This is a genomic window from Pseudomonas asuensis (assembly GCF_014646755.1).
GTDB lineage: Bacteria > Pseudomonadota > Gammaproteobacteria > Pseudomonadales > Pseudomonadaceae > Chryseomonas > Chryseomonas asuensis.
In genome coordinates this window covers 181,549-200,035 of sequence record NZ_BMNW01000008.1, presented here as the reverse complement: position 1 = coordinate 200,035, position 18,487 = coordinate 181,549, and the positions used below count along the sequence as shown (strand labels likewise).

Annotated in this window: 17 protein-coding genes; 4 read left to right on the top strand and 13 right to left on the bottom strand. The window is 54.9% G+C overall.

The window, feature by feature from the left end; translation table 11 throughout:
- Positions 1 to 74: 74 nt before the first annotated feature.
- The gene (locus IEX86_RS17630) at positions 75 to 650 is read left to right on the top strand and encodes a hypothetical protein (RefSeq protein ID WP_188867448.1); all 576 of its coding nucleotides are present in this window, start codon (positions 75 to 77) and stop codon (positions 648 to 650) included.
- A 385-nt stretch (positions 651 to 1,035) separates the two neighbouring features.
- On the opposite strand, the gene ntrC is transcribed toward IEX86_RS17630, so the two are convergent.
- From ntrC to glnA, 5 genes are all read right to left on the bottom strand, one after another.
- Positions 1,036 to 2,466 (bottom strand): nitrogen regulation protein NR(I), encoded by a 1,431-nt coding sequence (ntrC, locus tag IEX86_RS17625; RefSeq protein WP_188867447.1) that lies wholly within the window; start codon positions 2,464 to 2,466, stop codon positions 1,036 to 1,038.
- Positions 2,463 to 3,539, bottom strand: a complete 1,077-nt coding sequence (glnL, locus tag IEX86_RS17620; RefSeq protein ID WP_188867446.1) for a nitrogen regulation protein NR(II) — start codon at positions 3,537 to 3,539, stop codon at positions 2,463 to 2,465. Before glnL ends, ntrC begins: the two co-directional genes overlap by 4 nt.
- A gap of 199 nt (positions 3,540 to 3,738) precedes the next feature.
- Positions 3,739 to 4,374, bottom strand: coding sequence for a DUF4124 domain-containing protein (locus tag IEX86_RS17615; protein WP_188867445.1), 636 nt, complete (start codon positions 4,372 to 4,374; stop codon positions 3,739 to 3,741).
- 9 nt (positions 4,375 to 4,383) lie between these two features.
- Entirely contained in the window at positions 4,384 to 4,911 is a 528-nt protein-coding gene (locus IEX86_RS17610; protein WP_188867444.1) for a DUF4124 domain-containing protein, read from the bottom strand.
- Positions 4,912 to 5,045: 134 nt separating this feature from the next.
- Positions 5,046 to 6,452, bottom strand: a complete 1,407-nt coding sequence (gene glnA, locus IEX86_RS17605) for a glutamate--ammonia ligase (protein WP_188867443.1) — start codon at positions 6,450 to 6,452, stop codon at positions 5,046 to 5,048.
- Between the two features lie 368 nt (positions 6,453 to 6,820).
- Between glnA and thiI the strand changes: the two genes are divergently transcribed.
- Both thiI and typA read left to right on the top strand, forming a co-directional pair.
- Positions 6,821 to 8,275, top strand: a complete 1,455-nt coding sequence (gene thiI / locus IEX86_RS17600) for a tRNA uracil 4-sulfurtransferase ThiI (RefSeq protein ID WP_188867557.1) — start codon at positions 6,821 to 6,823, stop codon at positions 8,273 to 8,275.
- Positions 8,276 to 8,492: 217 nt separating this feature from the next.
- Entirely contained in the window at positions 8,493 to 10,313 is a 1,821-nt protein-coding gene (typA, locus tag IEX86_RS17595) for a translational GTPase TypA (protein ID WP_188867442.1), read from the top strand.
- A gap of 122 nt (positions 10,314 to 10,435) precedes the next feature.
- Here typA and IEX86_RS17590 read toward each other — a convergent pair whose 3' ends face one another.
- The 8 genes from IEX86_RS17590 to IEX86_RS17555 all read right to left on the bottom strand — a co-directional run bounded on the left by IEX86_RS17590 (position 10,436) and on the right by IEX86_RS17555 (position 17,211).
- Positions 10,436 to 11,200, bottom strand: coding sequence for a TerC family protein (locus tag IEX86_RS17590; protein WP_188867441.1), 765 nt, complete (start codon positions 11,198 to 11,200; stop codon positions 10,436 to 10,438).
- Positions 11,201 to 11,286: 86 nt separating this feature from the next.
- The gene (locus IEX86_RS17585; protein WP_188867440.1) at positions 11,287 to 12,624 is read right to left on the bottom strand and encodes a CitMHS family transporter; all 1,338 of its coding nucleotides are present in this window, start codon (positions 12,622 to 12,624) and stop codon (positions 11,287 to 11,289) included.
- A gap of 225 nt (positions 12,625 to 12,849) precedes the next feature.
- Entirely contained in the window at positions 12,850 to 13,776 is a 927-nt protein-coding gene (locus IEX86_RS17580; RefSeq protein ID WP_188867439.1) for an AEC family transporter, read from the bottom strand.
- 104 nt (positions 13,777 to 13,880) lie between these two features.
- Positions 13,881 to 15,824 carry a DUF7844 domain-containing protein gene (locus IEX86_RS17575; RefSeq protein WP_188867556.1) on the bottom strand — a complete coding sequence of 648 codons (1,944 nt, stop codon included), beginning with the start codon at positions 15,822 to 15,824 and terminating at the stop codon, positions 13,881 to 13,883.
- Positions 15,825 to 15,883: 59 nt separating this feature from the next.
- On the bottom strand, positions 15,884 to 16,204 hold the full coding sequence (locus IEX86_RS17570) for a DUF2388 domain-containing protein (RefSeq protein ID WP_188867438.1): 321 nt from the start codon (positions 16,202 to 16,204) through the stop codon (positions 15,884 to 15,886).
- A 33-nt stretch (positions 16,205 to 16,237) separates the two neighbouring features.
- The gene (locus tag IEX86_RS17565; protein ID WP_188867437.1) at positions 16,238 to 16,531 is read right to left on the bottom strand and encodes a DUF2388 domain-containing protein; all 294 of its coding nucleotides are present in this window, start codon (positions 16,529 to 16,531) and stop codon (positions 16,238 to 16,240) included.
- Between the two features lie 87 nt (positions 16,532 to 16,618).
- On the bottom strand, positions 16,619 to 16,936 hold the full coding sequence (locus tag IEX86_RS17560) for a DUF2388 domain-containing protein (RefSeq protein WP_188867436.1): 318 nt from the start codon (positions 16,934 to 16,936) through the stop codon (positions 16,619 to 16,621).
- Positions 16,937 to 16,983: 47 nt separating this feature from the next.
- Positions 16,984 to 17,211, bottom strand: coding sequence for a DUF1127 domain-containing protein (locus tag IEX86_RS17555; protein ID WP_188867435.1), 228 nt, complete (start codon positions 17,209 to 17,211; stop codon positions 16,984 to 16,986).
- A gap of 289 nt (positions 17,212 to 17,500) precedes the next feature.
- Between IEX86_RS17555 and argC the strand changes: the two genes are divergently transcribed.
- The gene (gene argC / locus IEX86_RS17550) at positions 17,501 to 18,454 is read left to right on the top strand and encodes an N-acetyl-gamma-glutamyl-phosphate reductase (RefSeq protein WP_188867434.1); all 954 of its coding nucleotides are present in this window, start codon (positions 17,501 to 17,503) and stop codon (positions 18,452 to 18,454) included.
- Positions 18,455 to 18,487 lie beyond the last annotated feature (33 nt).

Below are 18,487 nucleotides of genomic sequence, written 5' to 3'. Positions count from 1 at the left end.
GCTATGGTAACCCCACCCGACGGCTATGGCTGCTGCTTCGTGCAGTGGAAATTACCTGTTTATGGAACGGTGGCATGCTGAGCCGTTTGTTTAATGCCATACGCCGTTTGTTTCTCAAGGTTCGTGAAGCCAGGGCCGCTCGGGAAAGTGAACTTCAGCGAGTAGATGATCCAGAAGAGCTACGCCGGGAGTTACAGGTCCGCAATCGTCGTCTATTGGCCTGGATAGGTGCCCTGGCATTAGGTGGGCTACTGGTCGGGCTGATGATCGGCCGGATTTATCATGGTGATGTACGCCCTCGTGAGCCGATCATTCCGCAGGTTCGCTTGGTACACGCGGCAGAGGGTGTTGACGAAGCCTCTGGAAAGTCGGCCTATCACCTGGTGCTGTCTTTGAACAGACCCCTTCGTTATGAACGTTATCATCCTGACGGTGCGTTAAATCTTCGCTTACCCAACATAGGCTTGGCCGGGGGTAGTCAGAGCGCTCAGGTAAAAATGAAGGATTCGGGGAGCTTTTCTTGGTCGGTCACTCAGCAAGGTAAGGATGTGAATGTGCTTGTTGTTGGGCTAGGAAGAGCCCTTGTTACTCAAGATCATCTGGACAAAAAAGAGGATGGCACTTGGGAATTAGTGATTGAAATTCAATGATCTCAGTAGGCTATTAATAATGCGCGAAATGAAGGCATGTTTAGATTTATGCACGGTTTTGGTGCGACATCTGAGTGGAGATCAATAGGCTAACGTTTGAGCTTTTTGGCTCGGCCAAACTCATTCTTATTGGAATGAGTTAAATGAACGGTTTTAACTGTTTGATTTTTAAGGGTTTTATAAGAGCTGTTGTTTAGCTTAGGTAAAAAAAGACCACCCGGAGGTGGCCTTGGAATAAAAAGGGGATTCCCCAGCCTGCCTGTACCGAGGTCCCCAAAAGTTTGGTTACTTAGTACATAGCAGATGGCATGCCAACTTTTGAGATGTACTTAAGACTGGCTGTAAATATAAAAAAAGCGCCTATAAGGCGCCTTTTTTAAAAGACTTATTCCTCGCCCTCATCGTCGGGACCGTCAACCTTCATACCCAATTCTTTGATCTTGCGAGTCAGCGTGTTGCGTCCCCACCCTAGGAGAAGTGCGGCATCACGACGGCGGCCAGCGGTATGTTTGAGAGCGGTTTCAATCATGATCCGCTCAAAAGCAGGTACGGCACTGTCCAGAAGGCTTGATTGTCCACGTGTCAGCGCCTGATCAGCCCAATGCCGCAAGGCTTGCTCCCAGTTGGCAGCGGGCTGCGCATCTTGCGGTTGGCTGAGCAGCTCAGGGGGAAGGTCATCAGTCAGCACTTCTCGGCTAGAGGCCATTACCGTAATCCAGCGGCAGGTGTTTTCGAGCTGGCGCACGTTACCCTGCCAGGGTAGGCCTTTCATGTACTCCTCGGTTTCTGGCCTGAGCGTCTTGGGCTCTACCGCCAGCTCTTGTGCTGCTCGCGCCAGGAAATGTCTAGCCAACGCTGGGATGTCTTCCCGGCGATCGGTCAAGCGAGGGATATGAACGCGAATCACATTTAGGCGATGAAACAGATCCTCGCGAAACTTGCCATCCCGGACCAGTACTTCCAGGTTCTGGTGGGTCGCCGCAATGATGCGCACATCGACCTTGACCGGTGTGTGGCCGCCTACACGATAGAACTCGCCATCAGCCAGCACCCGTAGCAAACGCGTCTGGGTGTCGGCGGGCATGTCCCCAATTTCATCAAGAAATAGCGTACCGCCATCGGCCTGTTCGAAGCGGCCACGACGCTGGTTGGCGGCACCCGTAAAGGCCCCCTTTTCATGACCAAACAGTTCGGACTCCATCAGGTCTTTGGGAATTGCTGCCATGTTCAGTGCAATAAACGGTGCGGCAGCCCGAGGGCTGTGGCGGTGCAGGGCATGGGCGACCAGTTCCTTGCCCGTGCCTGACTCGCCATTGATCAGTACGGTGATGTTGGAATGACTCAGCCGGCCGATGGCGCGAAACACTTCCTGCATCGCTGGTGCTTCGCCAATGATCTCCGGTGTTTGCGCCAGGTGAGCGGGCTCCTCGAACCCCTGCTGTTCCTGGGCATGTTGGCCCGCTCGCTTGACCAGCGCAACAGCTTCATCGACATCAAACGGTTTGGGAAGGTACTCGAACGCACCGCCCTGATAAGAGGCAACAGCACTGTCGAGATCCGAGTGCGCCGTCATGATGATAACGGGTAGGCGAGGGTGGACTTCCCGAATGCGAGACAGCAGATCCAGGCCACTGGCGCCGGGCATACGAATATCGGAAATAATGACATCCGGCTGCTGGCGGCCGAGCCGGTTCATGACGCTATCGGCGCTCTCAAAGGCGACGGTTGTCATGCCTTCCTGCTGAAGGGCCTTTTCTAATACCCAGCGAATGGAACGGTCGTCGTCGACGATCCAGACGGTCTCCGAACGGCTCATAAAGGCTCCTTATCCAACGGCAGGAAAATACTGAAGGCAGTGTGTCCAGGTTGACTCAGGCACTCGATAAGGCCTTGGTGCTGAGAAATGATGTTTTGCGTAATGGCCAAACCCAAGCCGGTCCCGTCCGGACGACCGCTGACCATCGGATAAAAGATGGTTTCCTGCATGTCGGCAGGAATACCCGGGCCGTTATCGATGATTTCGACCTTGCATGCCAGTCGATGACGAACATGGGCGATCGTGAACTGGCGAAGCGCACGGGTTCGCAGTGTTATACGTCCCAGGCGTAGCTCATTATTCTCGGAGATGGCCTGCATGGCGTTTCGCACAATATTGAGCACGGCCTGGATTAATTGCTCCTTGTCTATAAGCAGATCAGGGATGCTAGGGTCATAATCCCTTACCAGCGAGATACCGCCCTGGCTTTCAGCGTCCACAAGGCTGCACACACGCTCTAGCACCTCATGGATATTGGTACGTGCCAGTTTAGGTAGCTTGTTGGAGCCGAGCATACGGTCTACCAAGTTGCGCAGGCGATCGGACTCCTCGATAATGACGTTCGTGTAGTCCTTCAGAGATTCATCCGGTAGCTCTCGTGAGAGCAGTTGCGCGGCACCCCGGATACCGCCCAGAGGGTTCTTGATCTCGTGAGCAAGTCCACGAACCAGCAGCTTGGTTGTTTCCTGCTTGGAAAGCTGGGCTTCTTCCTTGGTAATCCGTAAGAGGCGATCCCGAGGGTGGACCTCTAGCAAGAGGTATGTCCTGGACGGGCTGAGCACGGGCGTGACAGCGTAATCCACGGTCAGGTTGTTGCCTGTCGTGGACACTAGCAGCGCTTCCCGCTTGGTAAAGGGGTGCGAGTGTTCTACTGCCTGACGTAAGGCTTGGAGCGCTTCCGGTGATTCAGTAAACAACTCACTGATGAATTGACCGTGGCTACGCTGACCGCTGACAGCCAACAGCATTTCAGCTGCCGGATTCATATACTCGAGGCGTAGCTCGGCATTGAGCAGAATGACTGCTGTTGTAAGGTTATCCAGCAGCAGGCGATGCATCATTTCCGTGGGCATGGCAGATCAGCTTTGAGATGACGAACCATGAAAATGCAAGAAACAAACCAAGCTACATAAATAGGCTGCCCTGTGTTAGGGCAGGGCCGTAATTCGTGCACTGCACGTAACCTTGGGCGGTTTCCGTTCCAATCATGATGTCTCGTTTTGGTGCGACCTACAGTATTGCACCAAATGTGTGCATCGAGTCTAGCCCTGTTTATTCTTCTTCAGGTTTTTCAGAGAGGGGGCATTCGGGGCGAATGCCCCAGTCATCATCCTTGCAAGGATTAGCGAGGCGACGTTGAGAAAGCGACATACGCTTCATATGAAAGGGTTGGCTGGGTGTACGCTCGATCACGACGCCTTCTTCCGTAGTGATCTCAATAGCAATTTGATGGGTACCCCGATCAAGGTTCTCCAGTGGAAATACTGGACTACGCCCAGGAGCTCCAGCTGGCTGGCCATCCAGAATCAACCGATAGAAATGATTGGGCATCAGCTCCGGATCGCTTGTGGCTGTTACGATCAGCTCACCTGCATTGCTTCTAATCGTAGCGTCTGGCTCCGGGACTAGAATACGTAGCATCTGATAAGACGCAATCTGTGCTGGCTCGGGTATAGAGGGTTTCGCCGATTTGTGAATATCCGGGTTGGCGGGCGATAGCTTGATGGTCCGTGGCGCAGCAGGAGACGGCATGCTGTTGGACGGTTGAATCGTCACGGGTTTGGCCTGGGTGCCTTTGGGAGGGTTATCCGTAAAGATCCGGTTACCTTCCGAGTCAGTATAGGTATACACAGCCGCAAAGGTCGGCTGAGCCAGGCAAAACAGTATGAGCAGATAAACAAAGCGCATCGGTAATAATCAACGACTCGGGCTATTGAGGCTGATGCGTTGCACCGTAATTTCGACGGGCTCGCTTTGCTGGACGACACGCTCGTCCTGGATGACTTCTATGGCAAGTCGATGCGTGCCACGGTCGATATTGGTCAGGTGGAAAAAGGGCGCTCTTGTCGGATCACCATAAGGTTGCCCGTCTAATAAGAGACGGAGTTGGTGGCCGGGTGACAGGGCTGGGGTCACCGTCGCGCTGACTGAGAAGGTACCATTATTCGCTCGCAATGCTTCATCATCAGGCACGTCTAGCTGTAAGGTCTGGTAGGGCTGACTGCTAACAGCACCATTATCGGGCGTGGGCGAAGAGGGTGCGGCTGAGTTAGGTGTCTCGGTCTTCACTGTATTAGGGCGCTGCAACTCTACGCGCTCGGCGGGAGCGTTTTGAGGAGGCTGATCGCTGAAAACGGTCTGACCATTAGGGCCTACCGAGCGATAGATCTCTGCATGGGCGGGCAGGGCCGTAGCAAGCACTAGAGTGGCGAACAGCAGACGCATACCTGTTCCTAGGGTGACGCAGGCGTCACATGAAGAAAGAGTTAGATCATAAGCCTTGCATTGACGAGACCTTATGACAAGCGTCTATAAGCAAAAGGCCTCCCGAAGGAGGCCTCTGCTATACAGCCGGTGGCTTAGACACTGTAGTACAGGTCGTATTCCAGCGGGTGAACGAAGGTGCGAACCTTGATCTCTTCTTCGCTCTTGAGTTCGATGTAAGTATCGATGAACTCATCAGAAAAGACGCCGCCCTTGGTCAGGAACGCGCGGTCGGCATCCAATGATTCCAGAGCTTCCTTCAAGCTGCCACATACCTGTGGGATCTGCTTGGCCTCTTCCGGCGGCAGGTCGTACAGGTTCTTGTCAGCGGCATCGCCAGGATGGATCTTGTTCTGGATGCCATCCAGGCCAGCCATCAGCAGTGCGGCGAAGCACAGGTAGGGGTTGGCAGCCGGATCCGGGAAGCGCGCTTCGATACGGCGAGCTTTCGGGCTGGAAACGTAAGGAATACGGATCGAGGCGGAGCGGTTACGAGCTGAGTAAGCCAGCATGACCGGGGCTTCGAAGCCTGGAACCAGACGCTTGTAGGAGTTGGTGGCCGGGTTGGTAAAGCCGTTCAGGGCCTTGCCATGCTTGATAATGCCACCAATGAAGTACAGGGCCGTTTCGGACAGACCGGCATAGCCTTCGCCTGCGAACGTGTTCTTGCCATCCTTGGAGATGGACATGTGAACGTGCATGCCCGAGCCATTATCGCCATACAGCGGCTTCGGCATAAAGGTCACAGTCTTGCCATAGGCATCGGCAACGTTATGCACGCAGTATTTCAGCGTCTGAACTTCATCCGCCTTGGCAACCAGCGTATTGAATTTCACGCCGATCTCGTTCTGGCCGGCAGTCGCCACTTCGTGGTGGTGAACTTCAACAACCAGGCCCATCTCTTCGAGGGCGTTACACATGGCAGTACGGATTTCGTGGTCGTGATCGACCGGCGGAACCGGGAAATAACCGCCCTTGACGCCTGGACGGTGGCCCTTGTTGCCGCTCTCGAAATCAGCATCGGTATTCCAGGAGGCTTGTTCGGAGAAAATCTTGAACATGGAGCCGGAAATGTCGGACTTGAACTTCACTTCGTCGAAGATGAAGAATTCGGGCTCCGGGCCTACGAATACAGTGTCACCGATACCCGTGGACTTCAGGTATTCTTCAGCGGCCTTGGCGATGGCGCGTGGATCACGATCGTAAGGCTGCATGGTGGACGGTTCGATGATGTCGCAGACCAGAATCAGGGTCGGCTCTTCAGTGAACGGGTCCAGCACGGCTGTGCTGTCGTCCGGCATCAGGATCATGTCGGAAGCTTCGATACCTTTCCAGCCAGCAATCGAGGAGCCATCGAACATTTTGCCGTGTTCGAAGAAATCTTCATCGAGGGCGTCGCGAGCCGGCATAGTGACGTGCTGCTGCTTTCCCTTGGTATCCGTGAAGCGCAGGTCTATCCACTTCACGTCGTTTTCGTTGATCAGTTGAACCGCCTTCGACATGTTTTCCTCCAGAGGGATTGAGGCTGGGAACGGTTGGCGTAACTCCCAGGATCAGGTGTACCCGTAGCAAGGGCACTTCTGAAAACGGCTGCGCTTTCAGAAGAGCCCTATCCTCGCTTAAGGGCTACTGCCTCACAAGGGAGCAAGTAGCGTGCCAGTGCCCCGTAATGGACAGTGCCGCACTAACACTAGGCTTTTGCTATGAGCCATGCATTTACAGTAGACCGCTGAGCACCAAAAGCGTGCTCTAGTTTTTTTATAGCACCAAATTGGTGCTTTTATGTATTTAGACCAATGGAAGTCAGAGCTTTCAGTTTGAGCTATACTTGTCGACCTTTTCTCGCCGTTTCCGCTCTTCTTTAAATTTCATGAAGCTCATCGTCAAAGTCTTTCCGGAAATCACTATCAAAAGTCGTCCGGTGCGTAAGCGTTTCATTCGCCAGTTGGCGAAGAACATCCGGGTGGTCTTGAGAGATCTGGACCCGAACCTGACGGTGGAAGGTGAATGGGATAACCTGGAAGTCGAAACACAGCAGACCGAGTCGAAAGTCCTGCGGGAGATGATCGACCGATTGACCTGCACGCCTGGAGTTGGTCACTTCCTTGAAGTCCATGAATATCCGTTAGGCGACTTCGAAGATATTCTCGACAAATGCATCCAGCATTTTGGTGAGCGCATTCGCGGCAAGGTGTTCTCCCTACGCTGCAAGCGGGCGGGCAAGCACGATTTCAGCTCTATGGATGTAGAGCGCTATGTTGGTGGGGGACTGCGCCAGCGCTGTGAGGGTGCAGGCATTTCTCTTAAAGATCCCGAAGTGCTTGCGCGCATCGAAATTCGCCATGACCGGCTGTTTGTGATTGATCGCCAGCACGATGGCCTGGGTGGTTATCCCCTGGGAGCCCTCGAACAGGTGCTGGTGCTCATGTCCGGCGGTTACGATTCGACGGTAGCGGCCTATCAGATGATGCGTCGCGGTCTGGTCAGTCACTTCTGCTTCTTCAACCTGGGCGGACGTGCCCATGAGTTGGGCGTTATGGAAGTAGCACACTACCTGTGGGAAAAGTTTGGTCGTTCCCAGCGCGTGCTGTTCATCAGCGTGCCATTTGAAGAGGTAGTGGGCGAAATCCTGACCAAGGTCGATGACAGCCAGATGGGTGTTATCCTCAAGCGCATGATGCTACGCGCTGCCAGCCGTATGGCCGAGCGGCTGGACATCGATGCGCTGGTCACGGGCGAGGCGATCTCGCAGGTTTCCAGCCAGACCTTGCCAAACCTAGCGGTAATTGACCGCGTTACCGATACACTGGTGCTGCGTCCGCTTCTGGCCAGCCACAAGCAGGACATCATCGATACGGCCGAGCGAATCGGTACCGCGGCGTTTGCCAAGCACATGCCAGAGTACTGTGGCGTGATTTCAGTAAACCCGACAACCAAGGCCAAAGGCTTCCGTATCGAGCACGAAGAAACCAAATTCGACATGGCCATCCTGGACGCAGCCCTTGAGCGCGCTACGATGATGACTGTTGACAAGGTAATCGATGAGCTTGGCAAGGACCTGAAGGTTGAAGAAGTCAGCCAGGCGCTGCCGGGCCAGATCGTACTGGATATCCGTCACCCGGATAGCCAGGAGGATGACCCTCTGGCCGTAGACGGTGTCGAAGTTCAGGCCATGCCGTTCTTTGCGCTAAACAATCGATTCAAGGAACTGGATGAAAGTCGCCAGTACCTTCTTTACTGTGACAAAGGTGTCATGAGTCGCCTGCATGCTCATCATCTGCTCAATGAGGGGCATGCGAATGTACGTGTTTATCGCCCGGACTAAACAGCCCGGGCTGTTTGGCGGCAGCATTCGCCATCGCCCTCCCGACCGGGGCTGAGGGCAGGCCGGTCTGGCTGTCCACAGGCGCAAAAACCAACAGCGCCTTTGTTTTCTGGATTAAATGCCCTTTGGGCTTGAATGAATTCTGATGAATGTCGTGTCGGGCTTGCTGTGATCAGCCGCTGCGGCCCGGCTCAACTTGATAACGAGACTTAAAAAAGTGATCGAGAATCTTCGTAATATCGCCATTATCGCCCACGTTGACCATGGCAAAACTACGCTGGTAGACAAGCTGCTGAAGCTGTCCGGTACGCTGGACCGCAAGGAAGCCGAAGGCGAGCGCGTCATGGACTCCAACGACCAGGAAAGAGAGCGTGGTATTACCATCCTGGCCAAGAACACGGCGATCAAGTGGAACGGCTACAACATCAACATCGTGGATACACCCGGTCACGCCGACTTCGGCGGTGAAGTAGAGCGTGTCATGTCGATGGTTGACTCCGTACTGCTGGTGGTTGACGCTCAAGACGGTCCTATGCCACAGACCCGTTTCGTGACTCAGAAGGCATTCAAGGCCGGTCTGCGTCCAATCGTGATCGTGAACAAGATCGACCGTCCGGGCGCGCGTCCTGACTGGGTTGTTGACCAGATTTTCGACCTGTTCGACAACCTGGGCGCTACCGATGAGCAGCTGGACTTCCCGATCGTGTATGCCAGTGCCCTGAACGGCATTGCCGGCATGGACTACGAGAAGATGGATGACAACATGGATGCCGTGTTCCAGGCCATCATCGATCACGTACCGGCTCCCCAGGTTGATGTGAATGGTCCGTTCCAGATGCAAATCTCCCAGCTGGACTACAGCAGCTTCCTCGGCGTGATCGGCATTGGCCGTATCGCACGCGGCACCATCAAGGCCAATACACCTGTAACGGCTGTTGGTGCTGACGGTAAGAAACGCAACGGCCGTATCCTGAAGATCATGGGTCACCATGGCCTGCAGCGCGTTGAGGTTCCAGAAGCCCAGGCTGGCGATATCGTTTGCGTCAGCGGCATGGACGAGCTGTTCATTTCCGATACCCTGTGCGACCAGCAGACCGTCGAGGCGCTGCCGCCGCTGACCGTTGACCAGCCGACCGTTTCGATGACCTTCCAGGTCAATGACTCGCCATTCGCTGGCAAGGAAGGCAAGTTCGTAACCAGCCGTAACATCAAGGACCGTCTGGACAAGGAGCTGCTGCACAACGTGGCACTGCGCGTTGAGCAGGGCGAATCTCCTGAGAAGTTCAAGGTTTCTGGTCGTGGTGAGCTACACCTGTCAGTACTGATCGAGAACATGCGTCGCGAGGGTTTCGAACTGGCTGTAGGCCGTCCGGAAGTGGTGATCATCGAGAACGAGGCCGGCGAGAAGCAGGAGCCGTACGAGAACGTCACCATCGACATCGAAGAGCAGCACCAAGGCCCCGTTATGGAGCAAATGGGTCTGCGTAAAGGTGATCTGACCAATATGATCCCTGACGGGAAAGGCCGTGTTCGCCTGGAGTACACCATTCCAGCACGTGGTCTGATCGGCTTCCGTAACAACTTCCTGACCATGACCTCTGGTACTGGCATCCTGACGTCGACCTTCAGCCACTATGGTCCGATCAAGGCTGGCGAAGTGACTAACCGTCAGAACGGTGTGCTGGTGTCCATGGCTACCGGTACTGCACTGACGTACTCGCTGGAAACTCTGCAGAGCCGCGGCAAGCTGTTCCTCGCGCCTGGCGATGAAATCTATGAAGGCCAGCTGTGCGGTATCAACAGCCGTGACAATGACCTCGTGCTGAACCCCACCAAGGGCAAGAAGCTCGATAACATGCGTGCTTCCGGTAAGGACGAAGTGATTGCTCTGGTTCCGCCAATCAAGTTTACCCTTGAGCAGGCACTGGAGTTCATCGCAGAAGATGAGCTGGTTGAAGTGACACCCAAGTCGATTCGTCTGCGCAAGAAGCTGCTGAACGAAAACGACCGTAAGCGTTACGAGCGCAGCAAGGTGTAAGACCCCGGCCGCGCAACTAAAAAGCCCACTCGCTTAAAGGCGGGTGGGCTTTTTTATGCGCTTATAAAAAGAAAAGGCCATAAAAAAGCCCCGGCAAACCGGGGCTTTCATAACCGTAAACTTTACGGCGTGTTCTTGCGCAGTTTTACAGGATGCCCTTCTTGGGCTCTCTTGCGAGCCGCTGCGGTACGCATACGGATGTTGATGGCTTCTACCGCTAGCGAGAACGCCATTGCAAAGTAGACGTAGCCTTTAGGTACATGAATTTCAAAGCTTTCAGCAATCAGCACTGTACCTACGACAATCAGGAAGGAAAGCGCGAGCATCTTCAGACTGGGGTGCTTGTCGATAAAACTGCTGATACCACCGGCTGCCAGCATCATCACCAGCACCGCAACAATGATTGCCGCAACCATGACCGGTACATGTTGCACCATACCCACAGCGGTAATGACTGAGTCCAGTGAAAATACGATATCGATGATCGCTATCTGCACGATGGTAGAGATAAAGCTACCACCCTTGGCACTGGGTTCGTCACTCTCTTCCTCTTCGCCCTCTAGGCCGTGATAGATCTCGGTACTGCTCTTGTACAGAAGAAACAGGCCGCCAAAGAACAGGATGAGATCGCGTCCAGAAATGCCTTGGCCAAACACATGGAATAAATCAGCCGTCAGGCGCATCACCCAAGTGATCGAAAGCAGCAGCAGGATGCGCGTTACCATGGCCAGAGCCAGGCCGAAGAAGCGTGTGCGTGGTTGCATCGCCTTGGGCATACGGCTCACCAAGATCGAAATCATGATGATGTTATCGATACCTAAAACGATTTCCAGGGCAGTCAGGGTAAAAAAAGCCACCCAGATTTCCGGGCTGGTCAGCCACTCCATTCCAATTCCTCTCATTAACGTCGGCACGACCGGTGCCGAAAACAAACCGACAAAGCTAATCAGGCAAATGTGAAAATTCTGTTAGTTCAAGCGCCGCTGAACAGTGGAAACACACCTAGTAACAAAGCTGTTACCAGCATAGCCATGCATGTCACGACCGCCCACTTCAACGTGAAGCGCTGATGGTCACCAAACTCCACTTTGGCTAAACCGACGAGTAGGTAAGTTGAGGGCACTAATGGGCTTAACAGGTGCACAGGCTGGCCGATGATGGACGCACGGGCAATCTCTACTGGGGCAATACCATAATGGCCGGCTGCTTCTGCCAAGACAGGCAATACACCGAAGTAGAAGGCATCGTTGGAGATGAAAAAGGTAAAGGGCATGCTTACCAGCGCCGTGATGACGGCCATATACGGGCCAAGCGCCTCAGGGATCACAGCCAGAAGGCTTTTGGACATGGCGTCCACCATGCCGGTGCCCGAGAGGATGCCTGTAAAGATGCCAGCGGCGAAAATCAGCGAAACCACTGCCAGAACATTTTCTGCATGAGCGGCAACACGCTGTTTCTGCAGATCGATGTTGCGGTAGTTGATAGTCATGGCTATGCCAAAGGCAATCATGAACAGGACCGGCATTGGCAGGATGCCCTTGACCAGTGCTGCCATCAGTACCAGGGTTAGGAGACCGTTGAACCAGCGCAGGTGAGGGCGACGTGCCTCTTCGCATTGGGAAACAGTAACTTTGGCACCTTCGCTTTCATGGATTTGTAGAATGCCCAGTCGCGCACGCTCGCGGCGTCCGTATAAATAGGCCAGGACAAACAGCCATACAATGCTGGCCAGCATGGCAGGGATCATGGGTACGAAGACATCTGCCGGGTCTACATGCAACGCACTGGCCGCACGGGCGGTAGGGCCGCCCCAAGGGGTGAGGTTCATGATGCCACTGGACAGTAGCATCAGACACGTCATGATCAGCGGATTCATTCCCAAGCGTTTGTATAGCGGGAACATGGCCGCTACACAGATCATGTAGGTCGTCGAGCCGTCTCCATCAAGCGACACGACCAGGGTCAGGAATACCGTTCCGATGGCAACCTTTAAGGGGTCACCCTTGACCAGCCTCAGGATCCATCGAACAGCCGGATCAAACAGGCCGGTATCGATCATGATGGCAAAGTACAGAATGGCGAATAGCAACATCACACCGGTAGGTGCCAGTGTACGCAAGCCATCCAGCATCATAGGGCCAAGCGAGTTGAGCTGGATATGCCCAAGGCTGGCAAAGTGAGTACCCAGTGCCCATGCCAGTACGGCAAAGAGAATCGGCACCATGGTCAACGCGATGAGGGGGGTAAGCCGCTTGGTCATGATCAGGAACATGAAGGTCACGACCATGGCGAAGCCAAGGAATGTCAGCATGGAAAGCTCCAACGGTTACGCGTGAAAGGTAAAGAAACGACCGAAGCGCGATTCAGGGATCACGAGTAGCGTATGGAGGGGCGTGGAGCGGCTGAGACCATTGTAGGGAGCAAGCGAGGCATGGATTTAATCCTTTGTTTTTGTTAGACCGCAGGTACACGTCATGGCAGTTGCCATAAGTGGGCCATTAACCCTTTGGATAATTGATCCTAACCGGGCAAGCTTTCATGAACCTTGCGGGAGGCTGCCCCCCAGCAGCGAAATTACCAGCGGTAATGTGAGTACTGCCACAAGTGTTTGCAATGTGATTACGCCTGCCATTAGCGCACTGTCGCCGCCCAGTTGGCGAGTCAAGGCATACGCGGTCGGAGCTGTAGGTAGCGAGAAAAAGAGAACAAGTAGCAGTCGTTCATGTGGCGGCAGGCCTAAAAGATGAGCAATCAACCCTGCCAGAAGAGGGCAAGCTAACAGACGAAACAAAGTCATCATGCCAATGGCCCGCCATTCACCGGCAATCTGTTGGAGTTGCAAGGCAGCGCCTACGCAAAAAAGCCCTAGCGGTAAACTGGTGGCCGCCAGAAGGCCCAGCAGACGATCCGTTCCAAAGGGTAACCCCCAACCAAGTAAATTGACCAATGCGCCTGCTGCGCAAGCCAAAATAAGTGGGTTACGCAACACCGGGAGCAATAATTCTCCCAAGCGAGCGCCGCGCTCGGCTTTCAATGCCCAGACCGACATGACATTCACGGTGGGGACCATCAGAGCCAATATCAACGCGGCCTGTCCCAGGCCTGTCTTACCCAGCAGGCTGCCGACTGTCGCCAGTCCTAAATAAGTATTGAAACGCAGTGTGCTCTGAGCAATGACACCAAACCGCTCGGCGGGCCAATGATAATAACGCCTGGCAATCAGCAGCGCGGCCCATAAAAGCCCTAGTCCCGTCAGGGCTGCCAGTGCCAGATGTGCCAGCGCAGGATCATTGAGCGGCGCTGTAGCAAGGTTGTTGAACAGGAGCGCCGGAAAAAGCAGGAAGTAGTTAAGCCGATCCGCAGCTGGCCAAAAGGCCTCGCCAGGAAAGCCTTTTCGGCGCATCCAATATCCCGCCACGATAAGAGCGAATAGCGGCCAGAGAGCAAGAAGAATCGTAGTCACGGTGGGGTCGGTCAGTAGGTTTTTTATCGTTATAAGCTAAAGTATTGACCATGCTAGCAGCTCACAGTGCTTAGTGACGCGTCGAAGAAAGCAGAGAGCTGCCTTTAAGGCAGCTCCAGTCCTCCCGAAGCCTTGTGCAAGGCTCTCAGGTGATCACCTAACTGCTTGAGGTTGGCTTCGGTGTCATCAAGGCCGTGCTGGATCTTGCTGTCCAGTAGAGAACGGACTTCCGTGTTGAGGGTTTCGCGTAAGCTGAGCAGGTGGGTTTGGCGGCGTTGACTTTCAGCCGTCAATTTATCCCATTCGCCTGGCTGTGGAAGCCCATAGCCACCGGCTCCCAAAAGCTCCGAAGGTCGGCTGAGATAACCGCTATCGGCTAGCAGTTGTTGTAATGCCTCGCCTGCCTTGCTGAAGCGGGCTTTTTCCAGCTCGCCATTTTGGCCCAGGTAGCGGTCCTTTAGCTCATTCTGAGCGAGGAGCAGTTCACGTCGCAGTGCGGCCTGCTCAAGTAGCAGGAGCGCCGCACTGGCGCGCAGGTCGGCACGGTCGAACCATTCGCGGCGCTGCTGTGGCGCTAATTCAAGCCAGTCTTCGACCTTTTGTTGAGGCAGGCTGAGCCGGTCGCGGGCGACTTTGAACATCGATTGAAAGCGATCTCGGAAGGAGTCGAACCGGTAACCCAGCCGCAAAGCTTCGCGCTGGTCGTCCAGTACGGACGTATCTGCTACTTTCTCGATGCGTAAAGCGTCTAGCAGACCGATCGGCGTGATGCTGTCGAGCGGGGTCTGTTGCAGACGCGGTACGCTGTCGTGCAGGAGCTTGAACGTCTCGACGGCGCAGTTATTGGAAACAAAGTAATAGTGTCCGTCATAACTCCAGTGGGTTTGAGCAGTACGCTCCAGGAGATCGGCAATTTCCTGCCGGTTCAGCTTGAGTGGAACAGATTGCAGTCCGCGTAGCTCGATCTTGGTGTATTCCTCAACCACTTGAGCCAGTGGGAGCACAAACAGCCGGGAAGGATAGGAGCCGGTCAGCCCGTCCCAGTTGGAAATCTGCACATCATTGACGAAGGCGCGAAAGGACAGCACGAGATGTTCCTGCAAGTCCAGTCGGCAGTCGGGACCACGCGGGCGTCCGGGGGCGCAGACTACCAAACGCAGCATGCTATGGCCCCAGCGGCTCATGACATGCTCGTTGCCTTCAGCGAAGAGATAATCAACTTCGTAGACGCGCTCGGGATCAAGCCAGCCCAGCGGGGTCTTGCCAAAGTCACTGCCTGCGTTCAGGTAGGGCAGTTTGCTGGAGCATGTCTCTTGTTGAGGTGGAGACCAGCCAAAATGCTCTGTGAAGTAGCGCGCTAGGGCTGGACGTCGGCAGGCGTAGCTTGGGTCCAGAAGGAAGTATTCCATGTTCACTGCCACGAACTCGCGAGGGTTGGTTACCTCATAAATATCAGGGCTGCGAGCGATGAAATTGTTGCGACTCTCACGGGTGCCGTGCTTCTTGACCTTGACCTGCCAGCCCGCCAGATCCAACAGGCGGGGATCGTCTGACAAGGTGTAGCGGCGCCCTGCCTGGCCTTGGCAGTGAAGGGGAAGGTCGGCAGACCTGGTCGAGGATGCCAGGGTGCTGCAAGCAATGATCTCCTTGCGCTCGGTTGTGGTCCAGGCTCGTTCCCGGTCATAGAAATGGGTGAGCTCATGCAGAACGGTTGCCAGCATTTCTTCGCGCTGGGTGCCATGGGGCCGGCCTGTTTGAATACGGGCATCGCTGCCATCCGTCAGCGCCGGTAGCAGTCGTTCATTAAGCAATAAGGTACGGCGGTCTGCACGGCCATACGCCTGCGGCTCAAGATCCTGGCTCCAGCGGACGGAAATGTCCTCGTCAAGCGCCTGCTTGAAGCGGGGTGGCAGCTTGCCCATCGCTTCGTTCAAGAGTTGTCGGGTTGCCTGAGTCTGCTCCGGCGTCAAGGATTGCTCGTCCAGGTGCAAGCTAAGCGCTGCGTTAGCGTTGCCAACACCTAAACAGGCGATGAAAGCGGTACAAATGAAGGTTGGCCTGGTGAGGCGGCCGAGCTTTTCAAGGAAAGCTCGGCTAAGAAGGGGATTCACAGTGCAAGGATCGCCTGGGCAAGTTCTGTATCACTGGCCTGACGTGCTTCCGGTAGACGCTCACGCAGGGTCATGAAGGCTGCTTCGAGCTGAGCGCCTCGGATGTCGCCATTGGATGCAACAAAGCTGGCTGCATCGCTATGTGCTTCCTGAACCACTTTCATGTCACGAATGGAGGTCGTGGTATCGGAGGTGAAATCGATACTGCGATCCAGCGCACGCACGATGATGTTGCTGGTCGCCACAACGGTATGAGCGTGCGCTGCGCTGGACGTACCCAGAACTAGCGCGGCTGCAAGAAATAAGGAACGACGCATGGAAAAATCTCCCGAACAAAACGGTAAAGCCGCTTATTGAGCAAGGATGGCCTCAGCCAGTTCCTTATCGCTGGCTATCAGCGTTGGATTATGTGAACGCAGCCAGCGTAAGGCGGATTCAAGTTCAACACTACGTTGAGCCCCGCCACTGGCTACAAATAATGCCGCATCGTCACGTGCATCACGTACTACTTTGTTATCGAACGGAGCGGACGTCACCTTGCTGGTGACATAGAGGCTACGGACGATAAACCCTGTAGTGGGATCGAACGCGAAAACGGGCGTGGTGATGGCGATGCCTAGAATAAAAAGATAACGCAGACGCATAGGCAGGTGGGATGGCTCTCTTGAAAAACTACAGGCCAAGGCTAACGGAACGACACCGCTGATACCAGTGATGCCGCTCCGATAGGCTTACAGTGTAAGAATAGCCTGAGCCAGCTGGGTGTCGCTTGCATTCAGCTGCGGTTGCAAGGTTCGAATGTGATCCAGGGCCGCTTCGAGGCGCACACCGCGGATGCTGCCTTCACTGGCCACAAAGCTGGCGGCATCGTCGCGTGCAGCCAGGACGATCTTGTCGTTACGAAGGGAATGGGTGATACCCGATGTGGCGTCAGACGTCGCATCGATGGCGTCAACGATCATGTCGGTGGTAACAAAGAAGCTGGATGCTGAGGCAGCCGTAGAAAGGCTGAGCAGGGCAGCAGCGCCCAGCAGGTGCAAACGGGTCATGAATATCTCCTGGACAATAAGGCGCGGTATTTACCGTCCTTACAAGACTAGCGCCAGAACGGCTTGTTCAGCTCGCATTGTTGCTCAGTTTTGGTCAGACCGATGTCCGCTAGTTCACGGTCGCTCAAAAAAGCCAGCTGTCTTCGCGTTTTGGCGTTCTGCTGCCATCTCTGCAGCACATAATAGACGGCGTATAAGCTATTAAGGGCACAGCGAGCACCCCGAGCAGACAGGCGGGTCGGCTGGAGGCGCGGTAAGACAAGCAGGCGTTGCATGGCGGTGTCCAGGGTTATAAAGGCACTTTACTGTGGCCTCAAAGACCCCCTGCCTCCAGACACACCCCCTGAGAATGAAGGGAGTACAGCCCTGTGGCAGGATCTGCTGTACCGTTTAAGGGCACGTTCAGCAAGGCAATGAAAAGTGCTGATCCTATAATGAGTCAGGCAACTGTTTGGTAAGAGGGCTGCGTCAAGCAGGAGGGTCTGGCTACAATGCACATTCCATTGCGGCTGTTAGGTACTTTCATATAAGGCCTGGCCGGCGCGTTTTGCATGAGGGCAAGCCATGACGTTCAAAGTATTCGTTGACGGGCAGGAAGGCACCACAGGGTTGCGTCTGCTCGATTATCTGTCCGGCCGTGATGACATCGAGCTGCTGCGTATCGCCGATGACAAACGCAAGGATTCGGCCGAGCGCGCTCGCTTCCTCAATGCAGCGGATGTCGCTTTTCTCTGCCTGCCTGACGGCGCGTCTCGCGAAGCAGTATCGCTGGTAGATAACCCCAACACCTGCATCATTGATGCAAGCACGGCGTTTCGTACCGACACCAGTTGGACCTATGGCCTACCTGAGCTGGCGGCTGGGCAGCGCGAGAAAATCCGTACCAGCAAACGTATTGCCAATCCTGGCTGTCATGCTACGGCGTTCATCCTGCTGGTTCGTCCATTGGCCGATGCTGGGCTTTTACCGTCTGACTATCCGCTGTCGGCTTTTTCCTTGACCGGCTATAGCGGTGGTGGCAAAAAAATGATTGCCGACTATGAGGCTGACAACCAACCGAAGCTGACCAGCCCGCGGCCGTATGGGATGACCCAGGGGCATAAGCATCTAGCTGAGATGCGTGTGCAAAGCTGTATTGATGACGCGCCGGTCTTTAGCCCTATCGTAGGAAGCTTTCTGAAAGGGCTTGCTGTCACGATCCCCTTGCATGCCAAACACCTGAGCAACGGTGCGAATGCCGAGGCAATCCAGGCGGCGTATGCCAAGCACTACGCAGGCGAGCAGTTCATTCGCGTCATGCCGGTCGAAGACGCCAGCAATCTGGACGAAGGCTTCTTTGATGTGCAGGGCTGCAATGAGACCAACCGTGCTGACTTGTTCGTGTTTGGCAATGGGGAGCGTCTAACCTTGGTGGCTCGCCTGGACAACCTAGGCAAGGGTGCCGCGGGCGCAGCGGTGCAGTGCATGAATATTCACATTGGTGCAGACGAGGCAAAAGGCCTGAACACCGGGCTGTAAGCGTTTTGCTCTTGAGAAGCCGCGTCGGATAAC